The sequence below is a fragment of the Streptomyces griseus genome (assembly GCF_900460065.1).
In the GTDB taxonomy this organism is placed as follows: Bacteria; Actinomycetota; Actinomycetes; order Streptomycetales; family Streptomycetaceae; genus Streptomyces; species Streptomyces griseus.
The window spans coordinates 289,935-308,765 of the sequence record NZ_UAVD01000027.1; the positions used below are offsets into that span (position 1 = coordinate 289,935).

The window sequence follows — 18,831 nt, forward strand, 5'->3', positions numbered from 1 at the left end:
GTGGCGAAGAAGGCTCTGATCGCTAAGGCCGCCCGTAAGCCGAAGTTCGGCGTCCGCGGGTACACCCGCTGCCAGCGCTGCGGCCGGCCCCACTCCGTCTACCGCAAGTTCGGCCTGTGCCGCGTGTGCCTTCGTGAGATGGCTCACCGTGGCGAGCTGCCGGGCGTGACCAAGAGCTCCTGGTAACTCCCCTCTGCCCTCGGGCAAAGGGAAGTTCCGGAAGCTCTCGGTAAGCATCTGGGTCGGCAGGAGCCCCTCCTTTCATGCCGTAGGCTTGAAGGGTTGGGCGCCTGCCGCCCACGACCGACTTACTACGCCGTAGGTCCCCGCACCGCACCCGTCCCGCCACTGAGTGGGGAGAGGGATGGCGCATACAGGAAACCCCGGCGAGAGAGGCCGAAGGCCAATTCATGACCATGACTGATCCCATCGCAGACATGCTCACGCGTCTGCGTAACGCGAACTCGGCGTACCACGACTCCGTCGTGATGCCGCACAGCAAGATCAAGTCGCACATCGCGGAGATCCTCCAGCAGGAGGGCTTCATCACCGGCTGGAAGGTCGAGGACGCCGAGGTCGGCAAGAACCTCGTCCTGGAGCTGAAGTTCGGCCCGAACCGCGAGCGTTCGATCGCCGGCATCAAGCGCATCTCGAAGCCGGGTCTGCGTGTTTACGCAAAGTCCACCAACCTGCCGAAGGTCCTCGGCGGCCTGGGCGTGGCGATCATCTCCACGTCCCACGGTCTCCTGACCGGCCAGCAGGCAGGCAAGAAGGGCGTAGGTGGGGAAGTCCTCGCCTACGTCTGGTAGTCGGGAAAGGAAGGAAAGCTCATGTCGCGAATCGGCAAGCTCCCCATCCAGGTTCCCGCCGGTGTGGACGTCACCATCGATGGCCGTACGGTCGCCGTGAAGGGCCCCAAGGGTTCCCTCACGCACACCGTCGCCGCGCCGATCGAGGTCTCCAAGGGCGAGGACGGCGTTCTCAACGTCACCCGCCCGAACGACGAGCGTCAGAACAAGGCCCTCCACGGCCTGTCCCGCACGCTGGTGGCGAACATGATCACCGGCGTGACCGCGGGTTACTCCAAGGCGCTCGAGATCAGCGGTGTCGGTTACCGCGTCCAGGCGAAGGGCTCCAACCTGGAGTTCGCCCTGGGCTACAGCCACCCGATCCTCATCGAGGCGCCGGAAGGCATCACCTTCAAGGTCGAGTCGCCCACGAAGCTCAGCGTCGAGGGCATCGACAAGCAGAAGGTCGGCGAGGTGGCCGCCAACATCCGCAAGCTGCGGAAGCCCGACCCGTACAAGGCCAAGGGCGTCAAGTACGCGGGCGAGGTCATCCGCCGCAAGGTCGGAAAGGCTGGTAAGTAGCCATGGCATACGGTGTGAAGATCGCCAAGGGCGACGCGTACAAGCGCGCTGCTCGCAAGCGGCGCCACATCCGCGTCCGCAAGCACCTGTCGGGTTCGCCGGAGCGTCCCCGTCTGGTCGTGACGCGTTCCAACCGCCACATCGTGGCCCAGGTCATCGACGACATCGCGGGCCACACGCTCGCGTCGGCGTCGACCCTGGACACCTCGATCCGTGGTGGCGAGGGCGACAAGAGCGCCCAGGCCCAGCAGGTCGGCGCCCTGGTCGCCGAGCGCGCCAAGGCCGCAGGCGTCGAGGCCGTCGTGTTTGACCGCGGTGGTAACCAGTACGCCGGGCGGATTGCCGCTCTGGCTGACGCCGCCCGTGAAGCCGGGCTGAAGTTCTAAGCCCCGGTTCCTACGCACAGCGGACGTAACAGAGAGAGGTAATTCCAATGGCTGGACCCCAGCGCCGCGGAAGCGGTGCCGGTGGCGGCGAGCGGCGGGACCGGAAGGGCCGTGACGGTGGCGCCAGCGCCGCCGAGAAGACCGCGTACGTCGAGCGCGTCGTCGCGATCAACCGCGTCGCCAAGGTTGTGAAGGGTGGTCGTCGCTTCAGCTTCACCGCGCTGGTCGTGGTGGGCGATGGTGACGGCACCGTCGGTGTCGGATACGGCAAGGCCAAGGAAGTTCCCGCGGCCATCGCCAAGGGTGTCGAAGAGGCCAAGAAGAACTTCTTCAAGGTCCCGCGCATCCAGGGCACCATCCCTCACCCGATCACGGGCGAGAAGGCTGCGGGCGTCGTCCTGCTCAAGCCGGCTTCCCCCGGTACCGGTGTTATCGCCGGTGGCCCGGTGCGTGCCGTGCTCGAGTGCGCCGGCGTTCACGACATCCTGTCGAAGTCGCTTGGCTCGTCCAACGCGATCAACATCGTGCACGCGACCGTGGCGGCCCTCCAGGGCCTGCAGCGTCCCGAGGAGATCGCGGCCCGCCGCGGTCTGCCCCTCGAGGACGTCGCCCCCGCGGCTCTGCTCCGTGCGCGTGCGGGAGCGGGTGCGTAATGGCTCGCCTCAAGATCACGCAGACGAAGTCGTACATCGGCAGCAAGCAGAACCACCGCGACACCCTGCGTTCGCTCGGGCTCAAGCGCCTGAACGACTCGGTTGTCAAGGAGGACCGCCCCGAGTTCCGCGGAATGGTGCACACCGTCCGCCACCTCGTGACGGTTGAGGAGGTTGACTGACATGGCGGAGAACAGCCCGCTGAAGGCCCACAACCTCCGGCCTGCCCCGGGCGCCAAGACCGCCAAGACCCGTGTGGGTCGTGGTGAGGCGTCCAAGGGTAAGACCGCAGGCCGTGGTACCAAGGGTACGAAGGCTCGTTACCAGGTTCCGGAGCGCTTCGAGGGTGGCCAGATGCCCCTCCACATGCGTCTCCCGAAGCTCAAGGGCTTCAAGAACCCGTTCCGCACGGAGTACCAGGTCGTGAACCTGGACAAGCTCGCGACGCTCTACCCCGAGGGTGGAGAGGTCACGGTGGCCGACCTGGTCGCCAAGGGCGCCGTGCGCAACAACCACCTCGTCAAGGTCCTCGGACAGGGCGAGATCTCCGTGGCACTGCAGGTTTCGGTTGACGCCGTCTCCGGCTCCGCCAAGGAGAAGATCACCGCCGCCGGCGGTACGGTCACCGAGCTCGTCTGAGCCGCGGGACACAGAACGGAGCCTGGCCGGCTGCCTCTTCGGAGGTGGCCGGCCAGGCTTTTCTGTGTTTGTGCCGCTGTACGGGAACCGTAAAGGCTCGGGAAAGGTTGAACGGGTGTCCACCGCACCGGCGGTGGGGGAGCGGAGGGGCGTTCACGTCCCAAATGGTGCGGCTTGGCCGGTCTTTCGCGGCGCGGGTCGGGAAGCGTGCGGTGCACCTGTGTGCGGCGCGTGTTTCCCGCTCAGTCCTGGGCCGGGTAGGGTGGCGCCGTTAATCTTTTGTGGCCTCCTTACGATGTAGGGCTGCCTTGTATCCGATCCCATCCAGTCCCATCCAGACCCGTCGCCTCTGACGCATAGCGCGGGGGTCGCAGGAGGCACCGTGTTCACCGCGTTCGCCCGAGCGTTCAAGACGCCCGACCTGCGCAAGAAGCTGCTCTTCACGCTCGGCATCATCGTGATCTACCGGCTCGGGGCGCACATCCCGGCCCCCGGCGTCGACTACTCGAAGGTGCAGCAGTGCATCGACCAGGCCGACTCGGGTGGTCTCCTCGGTCTGATGCAGATGTTCAGCGGTGGCGCCCTGTTGCAGATCACCATCTTCGCGCTCGGCATCATGCCGTACATCACGGCGAGCATCATTCTCCAGCTGCTGACCGTCGTGATCCCGCGCCTGGAAGCCCTGAAGAAGGAGGGGCAGTCCGGCACGGCGAAGATCACGCAGTACACGCGTTATCTGACGGTGGCGCTGGCCATCCTCCAGGGCACCGGCCTGGTCGCCACCGCCCGCAGCGGTGCGCTCTTCCAGAACTGCTCCGTGGGCAGCCAGATCGTTGCGGACAAGTCGATCTTCACGACGATCATCATGGTCCTCACGATGACCGCCGGTACGGCCGCCGTCATGTGGCTCGGTGAGCTGATCACCGACCGCGGCATCGGCAACGGCATGTCGATCCTCATGTTCATCTCGATCGCGGCCACGTTCCCCGGCGCCCTGTGGGCCATCAAGGAGAGCGGCAAGCTGGCCGACGGCTGGATCGAGTTCGGCACGGTCATCCTCATCGGCTTCGTGATGGTCGCCCTCGTCGTCTTCGTCGAGCAGGCCCAGCGCCGCATCCCGGTGCAGTACGCGAAGCGCATGATCGGGCGCCGTTCCTACGGCGGTACGTCCACGTACATCCCGCTCAAGGTGAACCAGGCGGGTGTGATTCCGGTCATCTTCGCCTCGTCGCTGCTCTACATCCCGGCGCTGATCGTCCAGTTCTCCAACTCCCAAGCGGGCTGGGCGACCTGGATCCAGGACAACTTCGTGACCGGTGACCACCCGTACTACATCGCGACGTACTTCGTACTCATCGTGTTCTTCGCGTTCTTCTATGTGGCCATTTCGTTCAACCCCGACGAAGTCGCGGACAACATGAAGAAGTATGGTGGCTTCATCCCGGGTATCCGGGCAGGTCGACCTACTGCCGAGTACCTGAGCTACGTGCTCAACAGGATCACTTGGCCGGGCTCGCTGTATCTGGGCCTGATCGCTCTGGTGCCGACGATGGCGTTGGCAGGCTTCGGCGGGGCTAACCAGAACTTCCCCTTCGGCGGGACGAGCATCCTCATCATCGTGGGTGTGGGTCTGGAAACCGTGAAGCAGATCGAGAGTCAGCTCCAGCAGCGCAATTACGAAGGGTTCCTCCGCTGATGCGAATCGTCCTCGTCGGGCCTCCGGGTGCCGGCAAGGGAACGCAGGCTGCGTACCTTGCTCAGAACCTCTCGATTCCGCACATCGCCACGGGCGACCTCTTCCGCGCCAACATCAGCCAGGGCACCGACCTTGGCAAGCAGGCCCGCGCCTACATGGACGCGGGACAGCTGGTGCCGGACGAGGTCACCATCGGGATGGCCAAGGACCGTATGGCCCAGGCGGACGCCGCCGGCGGCTTCCTGCTGGACGGTTTCCCGCGGAACGTCGGACAGGCCGAAGCCCTTGACGTGATGCTCAAGGACGAGGGCGTGAAGCTCGACGCGGTACTCGACCTGGAAGTCCCCGAGGACGAGGTCGTGAAGCGGATCGCGGGTCGCCGCGTCTGCCGCAACAACAGCGCGCACGTCTTCCACCTGACGTACAACCCGCCGAAGGCCGAGGGCGTCTGCGACGCCTGCGGCGGCGAGCTGTACCAGCGGGACGACGACAGCGAGGAGACGGTCCGTACCCGGCTGGAGGTCTACCACACGCAGACCGAGCCGATCATCGACTACTACCGGGCCCAGGGCCTGGTGGTGACCATCTCCGCGCTGGGCAAGGTCGCGGACGTGACCGCCCGCGCCATGGAGGCGCTGAAGGCCTCGGACGAGGGCTGAGCGTCACCACCGCACCACCCGTAGTGCAAGCCGGCCGCGGCGCCCCAGGGCGCCGCGGCCGACTGCTTGCGCCCGTATCGTTGAACACGCCGAGCCGTACCCGTCACCGTCGATGCAGAGAGGCGCCGAGCAATGGTGCAGATCAAGACCCCCGAGCAGATCGCGAAGATGCGCGAGGCGGGCCTGGTGGTCGCTGCCATTCACGCCGCCACCCGTGAGGCGGCCGTTCCCGGGGCCACCACGCACGACCTGGACCAGGTCGCCCGCAAGGTGATCGCCGACCACGGCGCCACGTCGAACTTCCTGGGGTACGGCGGGTTCCCCGCGACCATCTGCACCTCGGTCAACGAGGTCGTCGTCCACGGCATCCCGGACGAGAAGACGGTGCTGAAGGACGGCGACATCATCTCGATCGACGCCGGCGCGATCGTCGACGGCTGGCACGGCGACGCGGCCTACACCGCCTTCGTGGGCACCGGTCACGCTCCGGAGCTGGTCGAGCTCTCCCGGGTGACCGAGGAGTCCATGTGGGCCGGGATCGCCGCCATGAAGGTGAACAACCGCCTGGTCGACATCTCCCGGGCGATCGAGTCCTTCATCCGCCGCCAGCCCCGCCCGGCGACCGGCAAGTACGGGATCATCGAGGACTTCGGCGGCCACGGCATCGGCACCGAGATGCACATGGACCCGCACCTGCTGAACTACGTCTCCCGCAAGCGCGGCAAGGGCATCAAGCTGGTGCCCGGCGTCTGCCTGGCGATCGAGCCCATGGTCTCCCTCGGCACGGCGCGGACGGAGACCCTCGCCGACGACTGGACGGTCATCACGACGGACGGCACCTGGTCCTCGCACTGGGAGCACTCCATCGCGCTGACCGAGCAGGGCCCGCTGGTGCTGACCGCCCCGGACTGCGGCCGGGCGAAGCTCGCGGAGTACGGCGTGGAGGCGGCGCCCGACCCTCTCGGGTGATGTGACCCCCCGGGGAGGTCTAAGGATCACTCCGGCTGGGCAAACTTGACGGATTCGTCTTTTGGAGTCCGCTGACGTAGACTGACTCGTCGGCTCTCGTGCATCCGTGTGCCCGCATATCAGCACACGGAGAAGCAGGAGTCGATCAAGGTAGCCGATTCGAAAGGCGAAGCGTGGCCAAGAAGCAAGGTGCCATCGAGATTGAGGGCACCGTGATCGAGTCCCTCCCGAACGCAATGTTCAAGGTGGAGCTCCAGAACGGTCACAAGGTCCTGGCGCACATCAGCGGCAAGATGCGGATGCACTACATCCGAATCCTCCCCGATGACCGGGTTGTGGTGGAGCTCTCTCCGTACGACCTGACGCGTGGCCGGATCGTCTACCGCTACAAGTAGATCTTGCCGGCACCCCGTTTCGGCGGGTGATGGCACTGACCCGGAGAACCTGACATCCCATGAAGGTCAAGCCGAGCGTCAAGAAGATCTGCGACAAGTGCAAGGTGATCCGCCGTCACGGTCGGGTCATGGTCATCTGCGACAACCTGCGCCACAAGCAGCGCCAGGGCTGACGCACGACCGCCTGCATCTCGCAGTTCTTCGCGCGACGCACGTAATACGTACATACGCAGTACCCGTCCAAGCCACGGCTGACGACACCTCCGGCGGGGGCCGGGGACCCGGACGTACCACTGCTCCTCGTGAGCGGTCGGCGGCCGGGAGTGGCACTGCGGAAGACCCCCGATCTAACAACTGGAGCCATTGAATGGCACGCGTTTCAGGTGTTGACATCCCGCGCGAAAAGCGCGTGGAGGTTGCCCTCACCTACGTCTTCGGTATCGGGCGCACCCGGTCCAAGGAGATCCTCGCCTCCACCGGCGTGAACCCGAACACCCGCGTTCGCGACCTGGCCGAGGAAGACCTCGTCAAGATCCGCGAGCACGTGGACGCCAACCTCCGCACCGAGGGTGACCTCCGCCGTGAGGTCCAGGCGAACATCCGCCGCAAGGTCGAGATCGGCTGCTACCAGGGCATCCGCCACCGTCGTGGCCTGCCGGTCCACGGTCAGCGCACCAGCACGAACGCCCGTACCCGCAAGGGCCCGCGTCGCGCCATCGCCGGTAAGAAGAAGCCGGGCAAGAAGTAGTCCTCAGCGGACGCACTGCGGAGCTCCGGCTCTCCGGAATCCGCAGCAACCAGCGGTCTTCGCTGTAGGACCGATCACCTCCCCTCTCCATCTGGAGTCAAGACATGCCCCCCAAGGGTCGTCAGGGCGCAGCCAAGAAGGTGCGTCGCAAGGAAAAGAAGAACGTCGCTCACGGCCACGCGCACATCAAGAGCACGTTCAACAACACCATCGTCTCGATCACGGACCCCTCGGGCAACGTGATCTCCTGGGCCTCCGCCGGCCACGTCGGCTTCAAGGGCTCGCGCAAGTCCACCCCCTTCGCCGCGCAGATGGCCGCCGAGTCGGCCGCCCGCCGCGCGCAGGAGCACGGCATGCGCAAGGTGGACGTCTTCGTCAAGGGTCCCGGCTCCGGCCGTGAGACCGCGATCCGTTCGCTCCAGGCCACCGGCCTGGAGGTCGGTTCGATCCAGGACGTCACCCCGACGCCGCACAACGGCTGCCGTCCGCCGAAGCGTCGCCGCGTCTGACCCGCAGCGGCCGGTGACGGCCGTGCGTCAGTAGCGCCGGGTCCGGGCGGTACGCCTCTTACGGGGCGTACCGCCCGTACCCTTGTTACATCTGTCGGGCATCAAATAGTGGGTGCCCACGACTGAAGGATCACCGCATGCTTATCGCTCAGCGTCCGTCGCTGACCGAAGAGGTCGTCGACGAGTTCCGCTCCCGGTTCGTGATCGAGCCGCTGGAGCCGGGCTTCGGTTACACCCTCGGCAACTCCCTCCGCCGTACGCTCCTCTCCTCGATCCCCGGTGCGGCTGTCACCAGCATCCGGATCGACGGTGTCCTGCACGAGTTCACCACCGTGCCGGGCGTCAAGGAGGACGTCACCGACCTCATCCTCAACATCAAGCAGCTGGTCGTCTCCTCGGAGCACGACGAGCCGGTCGTGATGTACCTGCGCAAGCAGGGCCCGGGTCTGGTCACCGCCGCCGACATCGCGCCCCCGGCCGGTGTCGAGGTGCACAACCCCGACCTCGTTCTCGCCACGCTCAACGGCAAGGGCAAGCTGGAGATGGAGCTGACCGTCGAGCGCGGTCGCGGCTACGTCTCCGCCGTCCAGAACAAGCAGGTCGGCCAGGAGATCGGCCGCATCCCGGTCGACTCCATCTACTCGCCGGTGCTCAAGGTCACGTACAAGGTCGAGGCGACCCGTGTCGAGCAGCGCACCGACTTCGACAAGCTGATCGTCGACGTCGAGACCAAGCAGGCCATGCGTCCCCGTGACGCCATGGCGTCGGCCGGCAAGACCCTGGTCGAGCTGTTCGGTCTGGCGCGCGAGCTCAACATCGACGCCGAGGGCATCGACATGGGCCCGTCCCCGACGGACGCCGCTCTCGCCGCCGATCTGGCCCTGCCGATCGAGGAGCTGGAGCTCACGGTCCGTTCGTACAACTGCCTCAAGCGCGAGGGCATCCACTCCGTGGGTGAGCTCGTGGCCCGCTCCGAGGCGGACCTGCTCGACATCCGCAACTTCGGCGCCAAGTCGATCGACGAGGTCAAGGCGAAGCTGGCCGGTATGGGCCTCGCGCTCAAGGACTCGCCTCCCGGCTTCGACCCGACCGCCGCCGCCGACGCCTTCGGCGCCGACGACGACGCGGACGCCGGTTTCGTGGAGACCGAGCAGTACTGAGTCGCCTCCCGGCTGGGGTGCCCGGTTTCGCGGGTGCCCCGGGCCGGGGCTGAGGCTCTGTCCTCAAACGCCGGGCGGGCTTGATCGCCGCCCGGCAGCCATGACTTCCGGGAGGCGTCCGCCTCGCGGGAACTGACATCGGTACCTGATACGGCCGGTGCAGCACACAAGGAGAATCACCATGCCGCGTCCCGCAAAGGGTGCCCGTCTGGGCGGCAGCGCCGCGCACGAGAAGCTGCTCCTCGCCAACCTGGCGAAGTCGCTGTTCGAGCACGGCCGCATCACGACGACCGAGGCCAAGGCCCGCCGCCTGCGTCCGGTCGCCGAGCGCCTCGTCACCAAGGCGAAGAAGGGCGACATCCACAACCGTCGCCTGGTGCTCCAGACGATCACGGACAAGAGCGTCGTCCACACGCTCTTCACCGAGATCGCTCCCCGGTACGAGAACCGCCCCGGTGGTTACACCCGTATCACCAAGATCGGCAACCGTCGTGGCGACAACGCCCCGATGGCGGTCATCGAGCTGGTCGAGGCGCTGACCGTGGCCCAGCAGGCCACCGGTGAGGCCGAGGCCGCGACGAAGCGTGCGGTCAAGGAAGACGCCCTCAAGAAGGACGAGGCCCCCGCGGCCGAGTCCGTCGAGGACGCCAAGCCGGCCGAGGACGCGCCCGCCGCGGAAGCGGCCGACGACAAGGGCAAGGACGCCTGAGCGTTCTGAGGACCACGGGACGGGCCCGCACCACCCTTCGGGGCGGTGCGGGCCCGTTTCGCTGACCAGGGGTGTGGAGAGGGAGACACGGTGAGTGACCAGGCCGAGCCCGGTTTCGTACGGGTACGACTGGACCTGTCCTACGACGGCAAGGATTTCTCCGGCTGGGCGAAGCAGACCAGCCGGCGCACGGTGCAGGGCGAGATCGAGGACGCGCTGCGGACCGTGACCCGCTCGTCGGTGACGTACGACCTGACGGTGGCGGGCCGCACGGACGCCGGGGTGCACGCACGCGGCCAGGTGGCCCATGTGGACCTGCCGGAGGCGGTCTGGGCGGAGCACGAGGAGAAGCTGCTGAGGCGGCTGGCGGGCCGGCTGCCGCTGGACGTGCGGATCTGGCGGGCGGCCCCGGCCCCGGCAGGGTTCAACGCCCGGTTCTCCGCGCTGTGGCGGCGGTACGCGTACCGGGTGGGAGACCGGCCCGGGGGCGTCGATCCGCTGACCCGGGGTCATGTGCTGTGGCACGACCGGCCGTTGGACCTGGACGCGATGAACGAGGCCGCCGCGCTCATGGTCGGCGAGCACGACTTCGCCGCGTACTGCAAGAAGCGCGAGGGCGCGACGACCATCCGTACGCTCCAGAAGCTGAGGTGGGTACGGGACCCGGCGACCGGAGTCCTCACCGCGACCGTGCAGGCGGACGCGTTCTGCCACAACATGGTGCGGGCGTTGATCGGGGCGGCGCTGTTCGTCGGCGACGGCCGCCGTCCGGCCGCCTGGCCCGCCGAGGTGCTCGCCGCGAAGGTGCGCGACCCGGGGGTGCACGTCGTGCGCCCGCACGGGCTGACGCTGGAGGAAGTCGCCTACCCGGCCGACGCGTTGCTGGCCGCCCGTGCCGCGGAGGCGCGGAACGTGCGGACGCTGCCGGGAGCGGGCTGCTGCTGAGTCCCGGCCCCGGGCGTCGGGTCAGCCGTTGGGCTCGGCCGCGGCCTGGGAGGCCTGGAGCTGTCCCCGGCGGTGGATCTGACGGAAGGTGAAGTTCGTCAGGTCCTTGTTGACCGCGTAGACGTTCTCGTCGGCGGTGGTGACCCGCTTGCCGTTCACGAACCCGCCGACGGTGAAGTAGGCGTAGCGACCGTAGGAGTTGGCGGTGCGCAGGCAGACCGTGCCGCCCCGGCAGAAGGTGTCGACACCGCCGCCGCTGAGGGAGGCGAGGCCGCCCGAGGACTGGTCGACGGCCTTCTTCGCGCGGGCCTCCGTCGAGAAGACGGCGACGCCGACGGTGACCGCCACCCCGTCCTTGCGGTAGGTGGCCCGGATGAGCTGCTCGCAGCCGTTGTTCGCGAGGACCGTGCCGAGCGCGCCCTGGGTGCCCGTCGCGCACTTCGCGGTGGTGTCCGTCGCGCCCTTGAGGTGGACGCGGTCGCCCATGGTGAGCTTCTTGCCGGGGAAGAACCCGTCGACGGTGACGGGCGCCTTGTCCTTGTCGGCGCTGGATATGTAGTCCTTGGGGTCCGGCGGGGGAGGCGGTGCGACCGAGGAGAACGAGGGCGCGGGCGCGGAGGTGTCCTCGGGGAGGTCGGCGGGGGCGGGCAGTCGGCTCGCGTTCCTGTCGCCCTTGCCGGCGCCGCCGCCGTTCGACGTGACCACGGCCGTGGTCACGATCGCGCCGATCGCCACGGTGGCCAGCGCGCCACCGCCGATCATCATCAGCTTCTTCCGGCGGGCGCGCGCCGCGGATTCCTCCGCCAGCGCCGCCCAGTCCGGAGTCCCGTCGCCCCCGGGCCCCCAGGAGGCCCCCCCTTGCCCAAAGCTCATGCGCGCAGTTTAGGGCTATCGGTAAACCGGTTGGGCCGGGAGTTCGCGGACCGTGACAATGCTCGGTATGGGACATCTCGAAGCGGGCCACCTGGAGTACTACCTACCGGACGGGCGGGTGCTGCTCGGCGACGCCTCGTTCCGGGTGGCGGACGGGGCGGTCGTCGCGCTCGTCGGGGCGAACGGGGCGGGCAAGACGACTCTGCTGCGGCTGCTCGCCGGTGAGCTCCAGCCGCACGGCGGCACGGTGTCGGTGAGCGGCGGGCTCGGCGTGATGCCGCAGTTCGTGGGCTCGGTGCGGGACGAGCGCACGGTGCGGGACCTGCTGGTGTCCGTGGCGCAGCCGCGGATCCGGGAGGCCGCGAAGGCCGTCGACGCCGCCGAGGAACGCATCCTCACGGTCGACGACGAGGCCGCGCAGATGGCGTACGCGCAGGCGCTGAGCGACTGGGCGGAGGCGCGCGGGTACGAGGCCGAGACGGTCTGGGACATGTGCACCATGGCCGCGCTGGGCGTCCCGTACGACAAGGCGCAGTGGCGCGAGGTCCGCACGCTCAGCGGCGGTGAGCAGAAGCGGCTGGTGCTGGAGGCGCTGCTGCGGGGGCCCGACGAGGTCCTGCTGCTGGACGAGCCGGACAACTATCTGGACGTGCCGGGGAAGCGGTGGCTGGAGGGAAAGCTGAAGGAGACGCGCAAGACGGTCCTCTTCGTCTCCCACGACCGGGAGCTGCTGTCCCGTGCCGCCGAGAAGATCGTCAGTGTCGAGCCGAGTCCGGCGGGCAGCGACGTATGGGTGCACGGCGGCGGCTTCGCCACGTACCACGACGCGCGCAAGGAGCGCTTCGCCCGCTTCGAGGAGCTGCTGCGGCGCTGGCAGGAGGAGCACGCCCGGCTGAAGGCGCTCGTCCTGCGGATGCGGCAGCAGGCGGCGAACAGCCCCGACATGGCGAACCGCTACCACGCGATGCAGACCCGCTTCAAGAAGTTCGAGGAGGCCGGCCCGCCGCCGGAGCCGCCGCGCGAGCAGGACATCAGGATGCGGCTGCGCGGCGGCCGGACCGGGGTGCGGGCGGTCACCTGCAAGGGCCTGGAGCTGACCGGGCTGATGAAGCCGTTCGACCTGGAGATCTTCTACGGGGAGCGCGTCGCGGTCCTCGGCTCCAACGGGTCGGGCAAGTCGCACTTCCTGCGGCTGCTGGCGGGGGAGCCGGTGGCGCACACGGGGGAGTGGAAGCTCGGGGCGCGGGTCGTGCCCGGGCACTTCGCGCAGACGCACGCGCATCCGGAGCTGCTCGGCAGGACGCTGGTGGACATCCTGTGGTCCGAGCACGCCAAGGACCGGGGCGGGGCGATGTCGGTGCTGCGGCGGTACGAACTGGAGCGGCAGGGGGACCAGCCGTTCGAGAAGCTGTCCGGCGGGCAGCAGGCACGGTTCCAGATCCTGCTGCTGGAGCTGGCGGGGACCACGGCGCTGCTCCTGGACGAGCCGACGGACAACCTGGACCTGGAGTCGGCGGAGGCGTTGCAGGACGGTCTGGAGGTGTACGACGGCACGGTGATGGCCGTCACGCACGACCGGTGGTTCGCGAAGTCCTTCGACCGCTATCTGGTCTTCGGGTCGGACGGGGTCGTGCGGGAGACGACGGAGCCGGTGTGGGACGAGCGGAGGGTTGACCGGGTGCGGTGACCTCCTGCGGTCGGCGGCGGGGGTGTGTGGCAGGGGCGGTGCGGTGCGGGGTGCCGTGCGGCGCCGTCGCGGGGGCACTGCCCCCGGGCCCCCGCGCCTCGAACGCCGGCGGGGCTGGAAGGTGTGGGGGCGTTTTGACCCGTGCGGGGGGTCCCCGGTAGGCTCTCCGTTTGTTATACGTATTGGCTTCGTCGTTCTCACGCGAAGGGCCTTACGTAGGTTCCCTGGAGCAGTTACCAGTGGCTCGCATACGGGCAGCGTCCCCGGCATTGTGAGCCCCAGCTGCATGATCGCTTCAAGGGTGCCGTGTGTCTGGATCCCATCCACTGAAGAAGCGAAGGCTGCGAAGTGCGTACGTACAGCCCCAAGCCCGGCGATGTCACGCGCCAGTGGCACATCATTGACGCTCAGGACATCGTCCTGGGCCGTCTGGCCACCACGGCTGCGAACCTCCTCCGAGGCAAGCACAAGGCGATCTACGCCCCCCACATGGACATGGGCGACTTCGTCATCATCATCAACGCCGACAAGGTTCACCTGTCCGGCAACAAGAAGACCCAGAAGATGGCGTACCGCCACTCCGGCTTCCCGGGCGGTCTCCGTTCGGTGCGCTACGACGAGCTTCTTGCGAAGAACCCCGAGAAGGCCGTCGAGAAGGCCATCAAGGGCATGATCCCCAAGAACACCCTGGGCCGTCAGATGCTCTCGAAGCTCAAGGTCTACGCGGGCGACCAGCACCCGCACGCTGCTCAGCAGCCGGTCCCGTTCGAGATCACCCAGGTCGCGCAGTAGTTCCGGCCACCCCCTAAGACGTACAGAAAGATCTGAGGAGAATCGTGGCCGAGACCACTGTTGAGACCCCCGTCGAGGGCACCGAGGGCGAGGAGACCTTCGCCGAGGTGACCACCTTCGAGTCCGAGGTCCCCGTCGAGGGTGAGTACACCTCCGAGTCGCTCGCGGGCCGCTTCGGCGACCCGCAGCCCGCGGCCGGCCTTGGCCGTCGCAAGAACGCCATCGCCCGCGTCCGGATCGTCCCGGGCACCGGCAAGTGGAAGATCAACGGTCGCACCCTTGAGGACTACTTCCCCAACAAGGTGCACCAGCAGGAAGTCAACGAGCCCTTCAAGGTTCTCGAGCTCGACGGTCGCTACGACGTCATCGCCCGCATCTCGGGTGGCGGTGTCTCCGGCCAGGCCGGCGCCCTGCGCCTCGGTGTGGCCCGCTCGCTGAACGAGGCGGACGTGGACAACAACCGCGCCACGCTGAAGAAGGCCGGCTTCCTCTCCCGCGACGACCGTGCGGTCGAGCGCAAGAAGGCCGGTCTCAAGAAGGCCCGCAAGGCCCCGCAGTACAGCAAGCGCTAAATATCGCCTGCTCGACTGTCACGTTCGCCCCGGCGGCACGCTCTGTGCTGCTGGGGCGTTCGTTTATCGGCGCTCGCGGGCGTATAACGGCATAAGACGTTCATCGGACCGGCCGGGATCGCGGACCGTTGGGCGCCGTCGCGCATGCGGCAGGTCGTGTCCGCCGGCTCGTGCCGGGCAGGTCGTACCGGGCGGGCCGGTAACCCGGCAGCCCGTACCGGGCGGGTCGTCAACCCGGCAGGGTCGGTCGCGCCATGCCGACCGACGTGCCCTTGTGCGTCTTTTCCTTGCTTTCGTTGTTTGGTTGCTCAGTTCGTTTCGTTTGCTGTGCAGTGGTTTTTGTGGTTTCGGAGCACTTCGGAGGACACCAGTGGGACGACTCTTCGGTACGGACGGAGTACGCGGTGTCGCCAACGCCGATCTGACGGCCGAGCTCGCGCTCGGCCTCTCGGTCGCGGCGGCGCACGTACTCGCCGAGGCGGGCACCTTCGCGGGCCATCGGCCGACCGCCGTGGTCGGACGCGATCCGCGAGCCTCCGGAGAGTTCCTGGAGGCCGCCGTCGTGGCGGGCCTGGCCAGCGCCGGTGTGGACGTGCTGCGCGTCGGTGTCCTTCCGACGCCCGCCGTGGCGTATCTGACCGGCTCGCTCGGCGCGGACATCGGCGTGATGCTCTCCGCCAGCCACAACGCGATGCCCGACAACGGCGTCAAGTTCTTCGCGCGCGGCGGCCACAAGCTCGCCGACGAGCTGGAGGACCGGATCGAGACGGTCTACGAGCAGCACCGCACCGGTGAGCCGTGGAGCCGCCCGACCGGGGCCGGCGTCGGCCGCGTCACCGACTACACGGAGGGCTTCGACCGGTACGTCGCCCACCTCATCGGCGTCCTGCCCAACCGCCTCGACGGTCTCAAGGTCGTCCTGGACGAGGCGCACGGCGCCGCCGCCCGGGTCTCGCCCGAGGCGTTCGCGCGGGCCGGGGCCGAGGTCGTCACCATCGGGGCGGACCCGGACGGCCTCAACATCAACGACGGCTGCGGCTCCACCCACCTGGAACTGCTGCGCGCCGCCGTCGTCGAGCACGGGGCCGACCTCGGCATCGCGCACGACGGCGACGCCGACCGCTGCCTCGCCGTGGACGCGGCGGGCGAGGAGGTCGACGGCGACCAGATCCTCGCCGTGCTGGCCCTGGCGATGCGGGACGCCGGTCAGCTGCGCAAGGACACCGTCGTCGGCACGGTGATGTCGAACCTCGGCTTCAAGCTGGCCATGGAGCGCGAGGGCATCCGGCTCGTCCAGACGGCGGTCGGCGACCGGTACGTCCTGGAGTCGATGAAGGCCGAGGGCTTCGCGCTCGGCGGCGAGCAGTCCGGGCACGTCATCGTCCTGGACCACGCCACGACCGGTGACGGCACGCTGACCGGCCTGATGCTCGCGGCGCGCGTCGCCGCCACGGGCCGGAGCCTCGCCGAACTGGCCGGCGTCATGCAGCGCCTGCCGCAGGTCCTGATCAACGTCCCCGACGTCGACAAGACCCGGGTCAACACCTCGTCCGAGCTGGCCACCGCGGTCGTCGAGGCGGAGCGCGAGCTGGGCGAGAACGGGCGCGTGCTGCTGCGCCAGTCGGGCACGGAGCCGCTGGTGCGGGTCATGGTCGAGGCCGCCGACATCGAGCAGGCGCGGGCCGTCGCGGGCCGGCTGGCCGATGTGGTGAAGTCCGCGCTGGGCTGAGCCCGGCCGTTCGCCGGAAGCCCCCGGCGGCCACGGGAGTCCCCGTGGCCGCCGGGGGCTTCTTCGCGCCGTCACTCCGGGGGGAGGGCGGGGCGGGTGACGACGACCAGGGCGGCGTCGTCGTTCAGGTGTCCGCCGACGTGGCGCAGCAGGTCGCGGCGGAAGCGGTCGAGGAAGGCGTCGGGGTCGCTCCCGCGCCAGCCGGTGACGCGGTCGGTGAGCGGGTAGAAGGCGCCGGTGGCGTCGCGGGCCTCGGTGACGCCGTCCGTGTACAGCAGCAGGAGGTCGCCCGGCTCGAACGGGAAGCTGTCGACGTGGTAGCGGGGGTGCGCCAGCTCGCCCAGGCCCAGTGGGGGCGCGGGGCGGCGGACGTCCACGGTTGCCGGGCGGCCGTCGCGCAGGACGACCGGGGGCGGGTGCCCGCAGGAGATCATCCGGACCGGGCCGCCCCGGTCGGGGATGTCCAGGACGGTGGCCGTGATGAACGTTTCTCCGTAGCGGCTCGTCTCGCCCGGTTCCGTCAGGTCCCAGCACACGCTCCGGTCGAGGTAGGTCACCAGCTCGTCCAGGTCGGACCGGCGGTGGGCGGCGACGCGGAACGCCCCGAGCAGCAGGGCGGCGTCGTTCACCGCGGTCATTCCCTTGCCCTGCACATCGCCGATGATCAGCCGGGTGCCGGAGGTGGTCCGGGCCGCGGCGTACAGGTCCCCGCCGATCCGGGCCTCGGCCTCGGCGGCGAGGTAGAGGGCGGAGGCGCGCAGCGGGCCGAGCCGCCCGGGCAGCGGCGGCAGGACCACGCGCTGGGCGACCTCCGACACGTACCGCACCTGTGTCAGCTCCTTCGCCCGGCGCTCCCGCAGGACGCAGAAGACCACCAGGCTCGCGCCGACCAGGATCAGGGCGATGATCTGCGCCTCGTGGTTGGCCGAGAGGAGGTCGTCGGGGTCGCGGATGACCCCGATGAGCGTCTGCGCGACGACCGCCAGCGCCGCGACCAGGCCCACCGTCCTCGGTCCGCCGAACGACGGCGTGATCGCCGGGGCCGCGACGAGCAGCGGACCGAGATGGATGTCGGGCGGGGCGAGGATGTCGATCACGGACACCGCGACGATCCACGCGATCGGGACGGCGACCAGCGCCCACCGGGGGCGGGGGCCTGCGCGGCGCTCGGACATGCCTCCTCTCTACACCGCCCCCGCACGGTCCGCACCGGCAGCGGGAAGCGGGCCCGCCCCTCCCGGGGGAAAGGCGGCCGACGGGGGCGGACCGCGTTCCCCGGGCCCACGGGTCGGGCCCGTCCGGCGGTGGCGTCCGATCGGCCACGGCCTTCGGCGATGGCGCCCGGTGGGTCAGGACCGTACGGCGGCGCCCGGTGTGTCCGCCGGAGGCTTGCGCGCGCGCCGGAACCTCCACAGGGCCTTCTGGAGCAGCAGCGTCAGCGTGCCGGCGAGGATGATCCCGCCGAGGTTGGCGAGCAGTTGCTGCCCGGAGCCGACGGTCTGCTGGTAGTCGGAGTAGCTGAACGCGACGGCCGCGTTGGCGGCGGCCGGGACGGTCGTCACCGAGATCGCCACCCCGATCAGGGCCCCGGACTTCGCGGAGGTGAGCGAGAGCGTTCCGGCGACGCCCGCGAGGAACGCCACCACGAACGACATCCAGTCCGGGTGCCAGATGAACCCGGTGTTGGGCCGGGATTCGTCGATCATTCCGCTGGTGAAGAGGCCGAAGGCGTCCATCAGCCAGGCAAAGCCCGCGGTGATCAGCATCGCCAGGGCGAACCCGCCGATCAGCGCCCACAGCGACCGCGCCACCAGGCGCGGGGCGCGTTGCACCACGGCCGTGGAGATCCCGGCCAGTGGCCCGAACTCCGGGCCGACCGCCATCGCCCCCACGATCAGCACCGCGTTGTCGAGCATCACCCCGCAGGCGGCGAGCATCGTGGCGATGGCGAGGAAGGAGACGTAGGTGATGGAGAACGTCGACTCCTCGTGCGTCGCCTCCGTCAGCTCCTCCCACAGCACCGCGTCGGCGCTGTCGCCCGGGGCCTCCTCCTCCGCCCGGTCGGCATGATCGGAGAGGGTCAGCTCCATGTTCTCCATGGTGATCGACCCGGACTTCTCCAGACCGAGGCCCCGCAGATCCCGGATCAGCTCGTCGCCCGCCTCGCGCGCCACGTCGCACATCACCACGTCACCGGCGGGGGAGCGGGCTGCGCCCGGCAGGACCACGAGGTGGGCGGTGCCGACGGTGGTCTCCAGCAGCGCGACCACCTCGTCGGTGGTGTCGGTGGGCACGATCAGACGCAGGTGCAGCACGCGGGCAGCCGCCCTTCCGGGTCGC

General features: G+C 68.9%; 24 protein-coding genes. 21 read left to right on the top strand and 3 right to left on the bottom strand.

From position 1 onward, the window contains the following. The 17 genes from DTB53_RS17170 (at position 1) to truA (ending at position 10,838) form a co-directional block, all read left to right on the top strand. Positions 1-186: a type Z 30S ribosomal protein S14 gene (locus DTB53_RS17170; RefSeq protein WP_003948630.1), complete on the top strand. Its 186-nt coding sequence runs from the start codon at positions 1-3 to the stop codon at positions 184-186. Between the two features lie 224 nt (positions 187-410). Then, positions 411-809: a 30S ribosomal protein S8 gene (gene rpsH, locus DTB53_RS17180; RefSeq protein ID WP_003966947.1), complete on the top strand. Its 399-nt coding sequence runs from the start codon at positions 411-413 to the stop codon at positions 807-809. A 21-nt stretch (positions 810-830) separates the two neighbouring features. Further along, positions 831-1,370, top strand: a complete 540-nt coding sequence (gene rplF, locus DTB53_RS17185; RefSeq protein WP_003966946.1) for a 50S ribosomal protein L6 — start codon at positions 831-833, stop codon at positions 1,368-1,370. 2 nt (positions 1,371-1,372) lie between these two features. Then, positions 1,373-1,756: a 50S ribosomal protein L18 gene (gene rplR, locus DTB53_RS17190; RefSeq protein WP_003966945.1), complete on the top strand. Its 384-nt coding sequence runs from the start codon at positions 1,373-1,375 to the stop codon at positions 1,754-1,756. Positions 1,757-1,803: 47 nt separating this feature from the next. Further along, positions 1,804-2,409 (top strand): 30S ribosomal protein S5, encoded by a 606-nt coding sequence (rpsE, locus tag DTB53_RS17195; RefSeq protein WP_003966944.1) that lies wholly within the window; start codon positions 1,804-1,806, stop codon positions 2,407-2,409. Beyond that, the gene (gene rpmD, locus DTB53_RS17200) at positions 2,409-2,591 is read left to right on the top strand and encodes a 50S ribosomal protein L30 (protein ID WP_003966943.1); all 183 of its coding nucleotides are present in this window, start codon (positions 2,409-2,411) and stop codon (positions 2,589-2,591) included. The genes rpsE and rpmD overlap by 1 nt, the downstream gene beginning before the upstream one ends. A gap of 1 nt (position 2,592) precedes the next feature. After that, on the top strand, positions 2,593-3,048 hold the full coding sequence (gene rplO / locus DTB53_RS17205) for a 50S ribosomal protein L15 (protein WP_003966942.1): 456 nt from the start codon (positions 2,593-2,595) through the stop codon (positions 3,046-3,048). Between the two features lie 382 nt (positions 3,049-3,430). Then, positions 3,431-4,744 carry a preprotein translocase subunit SecY gene (secY, locus tag DTB53_RS17210; protein ID WP_003966941.1) on the top strand — a complete coding sequence of 438 codons (1,314 nt, stop codon included), beginning with the start codon at positions 3,431-3,433 and terminating at the stop codon, positions 4,742-4,744. Then, entirely contained in the window at positions 4,744-5,403 is a 660-nt protein-coding gene (locus tag DTB53_RS17215; RefSeq protein ID WP_012379459.1) for an adenylate kinase, read from the top strand. The genes secY and DTB53_RS17215 overlap by 1 nt, the downstream gene beginning before the upstream one ends. Before the next feature lie 132 nt (positions 5,404-5,535). Further along, positions 5,536-6,372, top strand: a complete 837-nt coding sequence (gene map / locus DTB53_RS17220; protein WP_003966939.1) for a type I methionyl aminopeptidase — start codon at positions 5,536-5,538, stop codon at positions 6,370-6,372. A 173-nt stretch (positions 6,373-6,545) separates the two neighbouring features. Next, positions 6,546-6,767 carry a translation initiation factor IF-1 gene (gene infA, locus DTB53_RS17225; RefSeq protein ID WP_003956442.1) on the top strand — a complete coding sequence of 74 codons (222 nt, stop codon included), beginning with the start codon at positions 6,546-6,548 and terminating at the stop codon, positions 6,765-6,767. A gap of 59 nt (positions 6,768-6,826) precedes the next feature. Next, positions 6,827-6,940 carry a 50S ribosomal protein L36 gene (gene rpmJ, locus DTB53_RS17230; protein ID WP_003956441.1) on the top strand — a complete coding sequence of 38 codons (114 nt, stop codon included), beginning with the start codon at positions 6,827-6,829 and terminating at the stop codon, positions 6,938-6,940. A gap of 194 nt (positions 6,941-7,134) precedes the next feature. Next, positions 7,135-7,515 carry a 30S ribosomal protein S13 gene (gene rpsM, locus DTB53_RS17235; protein ID WP_003966938.1) on the top strand — a complete coding sequence of 127 codons (381 nt, stop codon included), beginning with the start codon at positions 7,135-7,137 and terminating at the stop codon, positions 7,513-7,515. Positions 7,516-7,619: 104 nt separating this feature from the next. Next, positions 7,620-8,024: a 30S ribosomal protein S11 gene (gene rpsK / locus DTB53_RS17240; protein ID WP_003956432.1), complete on the top strand. Its 405-nt coding sequence runs from the start codon at positions 7,620-7,622 to the stop codon at positions 8,022-8,024. Positions 8,025-8,161: 137 nt separating this feature from the next. Next, the gene (locus DTB53_RS17245; RefSeq protein WP_003966937.1) at positions 8,162-9,184 is read left to right on the top strand and encodes a DNA-directed RNA polymerase subunit alpha; all 1,023 of its coding nucleotides are present in this window, start codon (positions 8,162-8,164) and stop codon (positions 9,182-9,184) included. A gap of 181 nt (positions 9,185-9,365) precedes the next feature. After that, on the top strand, positions 9,366-9,893 hold the full coding sequence (rplQ, locus tag DTB53_RS17250) for a 50S ribosomal protein L17 (RefSeq protein ID WP_003966936.1): 528 nt from the start codon (positions 9,366-9,368) through the stop codon (positions 9,891-9,893). A 90-nt stretch (positions 9,894-9,983) separates the two neighbouring features. Continuing rightward, the gene (gene truA / locus DTB53_RS17255; RefSeq protein WP_012379458.1) at positions 9,984-10,838 is read left to right on the top strand and encodes a tRNA pseudouridine(38-40) synthase TruA; all 855 of its coding nucleotides are present in this window, start codon (positions 9,984-9,986) and stop codon (positions 10,836-10,838) included. Positions 10,839-10,859: 21 nt separating this feature from the next. Here truA and DTB53_RS17260 read toward each other — a convergent pair whose 3' ends face one another. Further along, complete coding sequence (locus DTB53_RS17260) at positions 10,860-11,711, bottom strand: membrane protein (RefSeq protein ID WP_012379457.1); 852 nt, start codon at positions 11,709-11,711, stop codon at positions 10,860-10,862. 67 nt (positions 11,712-11,778) lie between these two features. Here DTB53_RS17260 and DTB53_RS17265 point away from each other — a divergent pair, with 67 nt between their 5' ends. The 4 genes from DTB53_RS17265 to glmM all read left to right on the top strand — a co-directional run bounded on the left by DTB53_RS17265 (position 11,779) and on the right by glmM (position 16,491). Continuing rightward, the gene (locus DTB53_RS17265; RefSeq protein ID WP_012379456.1) at positions 11,779-13,398 is read left to right on the top strand and encodes an ABC-F family ATP-binding cassette domain-containing protein; all 1,620 of its coding nucleotides are present in this window, start codon (positions 11,779-11,781) and stop codon (positions 13,396-13,398) included. Between the two features lie 348 nt (positions 13,399-13,746). Then, positions 13,747-14,190, top strand: coding sequence for a 50S ribosomal protein L13 (rplM, locus tag DTB53_RS17270; RefSeq protein ID WP_003966932.1), 444 nt, complete (start codon positions 13,747-13,749; stop codon positions 14,188-14,190). Between the two features lie 44 nt (positions 14,191-14,234). Further along, complete coding sequence (gene rpsI / locus DTB53_RS17275) at positions 14,235-14,762, top strand: 30S ribosomal protein S9 (RefSeq protein ID WP_003966931.1); 528 nt, start codon at positions 14,235-14,237, stop codon at positions 14,760-14,762. Between the two features lie 370 nt (positions 14,763-15,132). Beyond that, positions 15,133-16,491, top strand: a complete 1,359-nt coding sequence (gene glmM, locus DTB53_RS17280) for a phosphoglucosamine mutase (RefSeq protein ID WP_003966930.1) — start codon at positions 15,133-15,135, stop codon at positions 16,489-16,491. A gap of 71 nt (positions 16,492-16,562) precedes the next feature. Here the strand turns inward: glmM and DTB53_RS17285 are convergent, their stop codons facing one another. Both DTB53_RS17285 and DTB53_RS17290 read right to left on the bottom strand, forming a co-directional pair. After that, a complete protein-coding gene (locus DTB53_RS17285; protein WP_012379455.1) occupies positions 16,563-17,666 on the bottom strand; it encodes a PP2C family protein-serine/threonine phosphatase in 1,104 nt (367 codons plus the stop codon). A 174-nt stretch (positions 17,667-17,840) separates the two neighbouring features. Then, positions 17,841-18,806, bottom strand: a complete 966-nt coding sequence (locus DTB53_RS17290) for a DUF389 domain-containing protein (protein WP_012379454.1) — start codon at positions 18,804-18,806, stop codon at positions 17,841-17,843. Positions 18,807-18,831 lie beyond the last annotated feature (25 nt).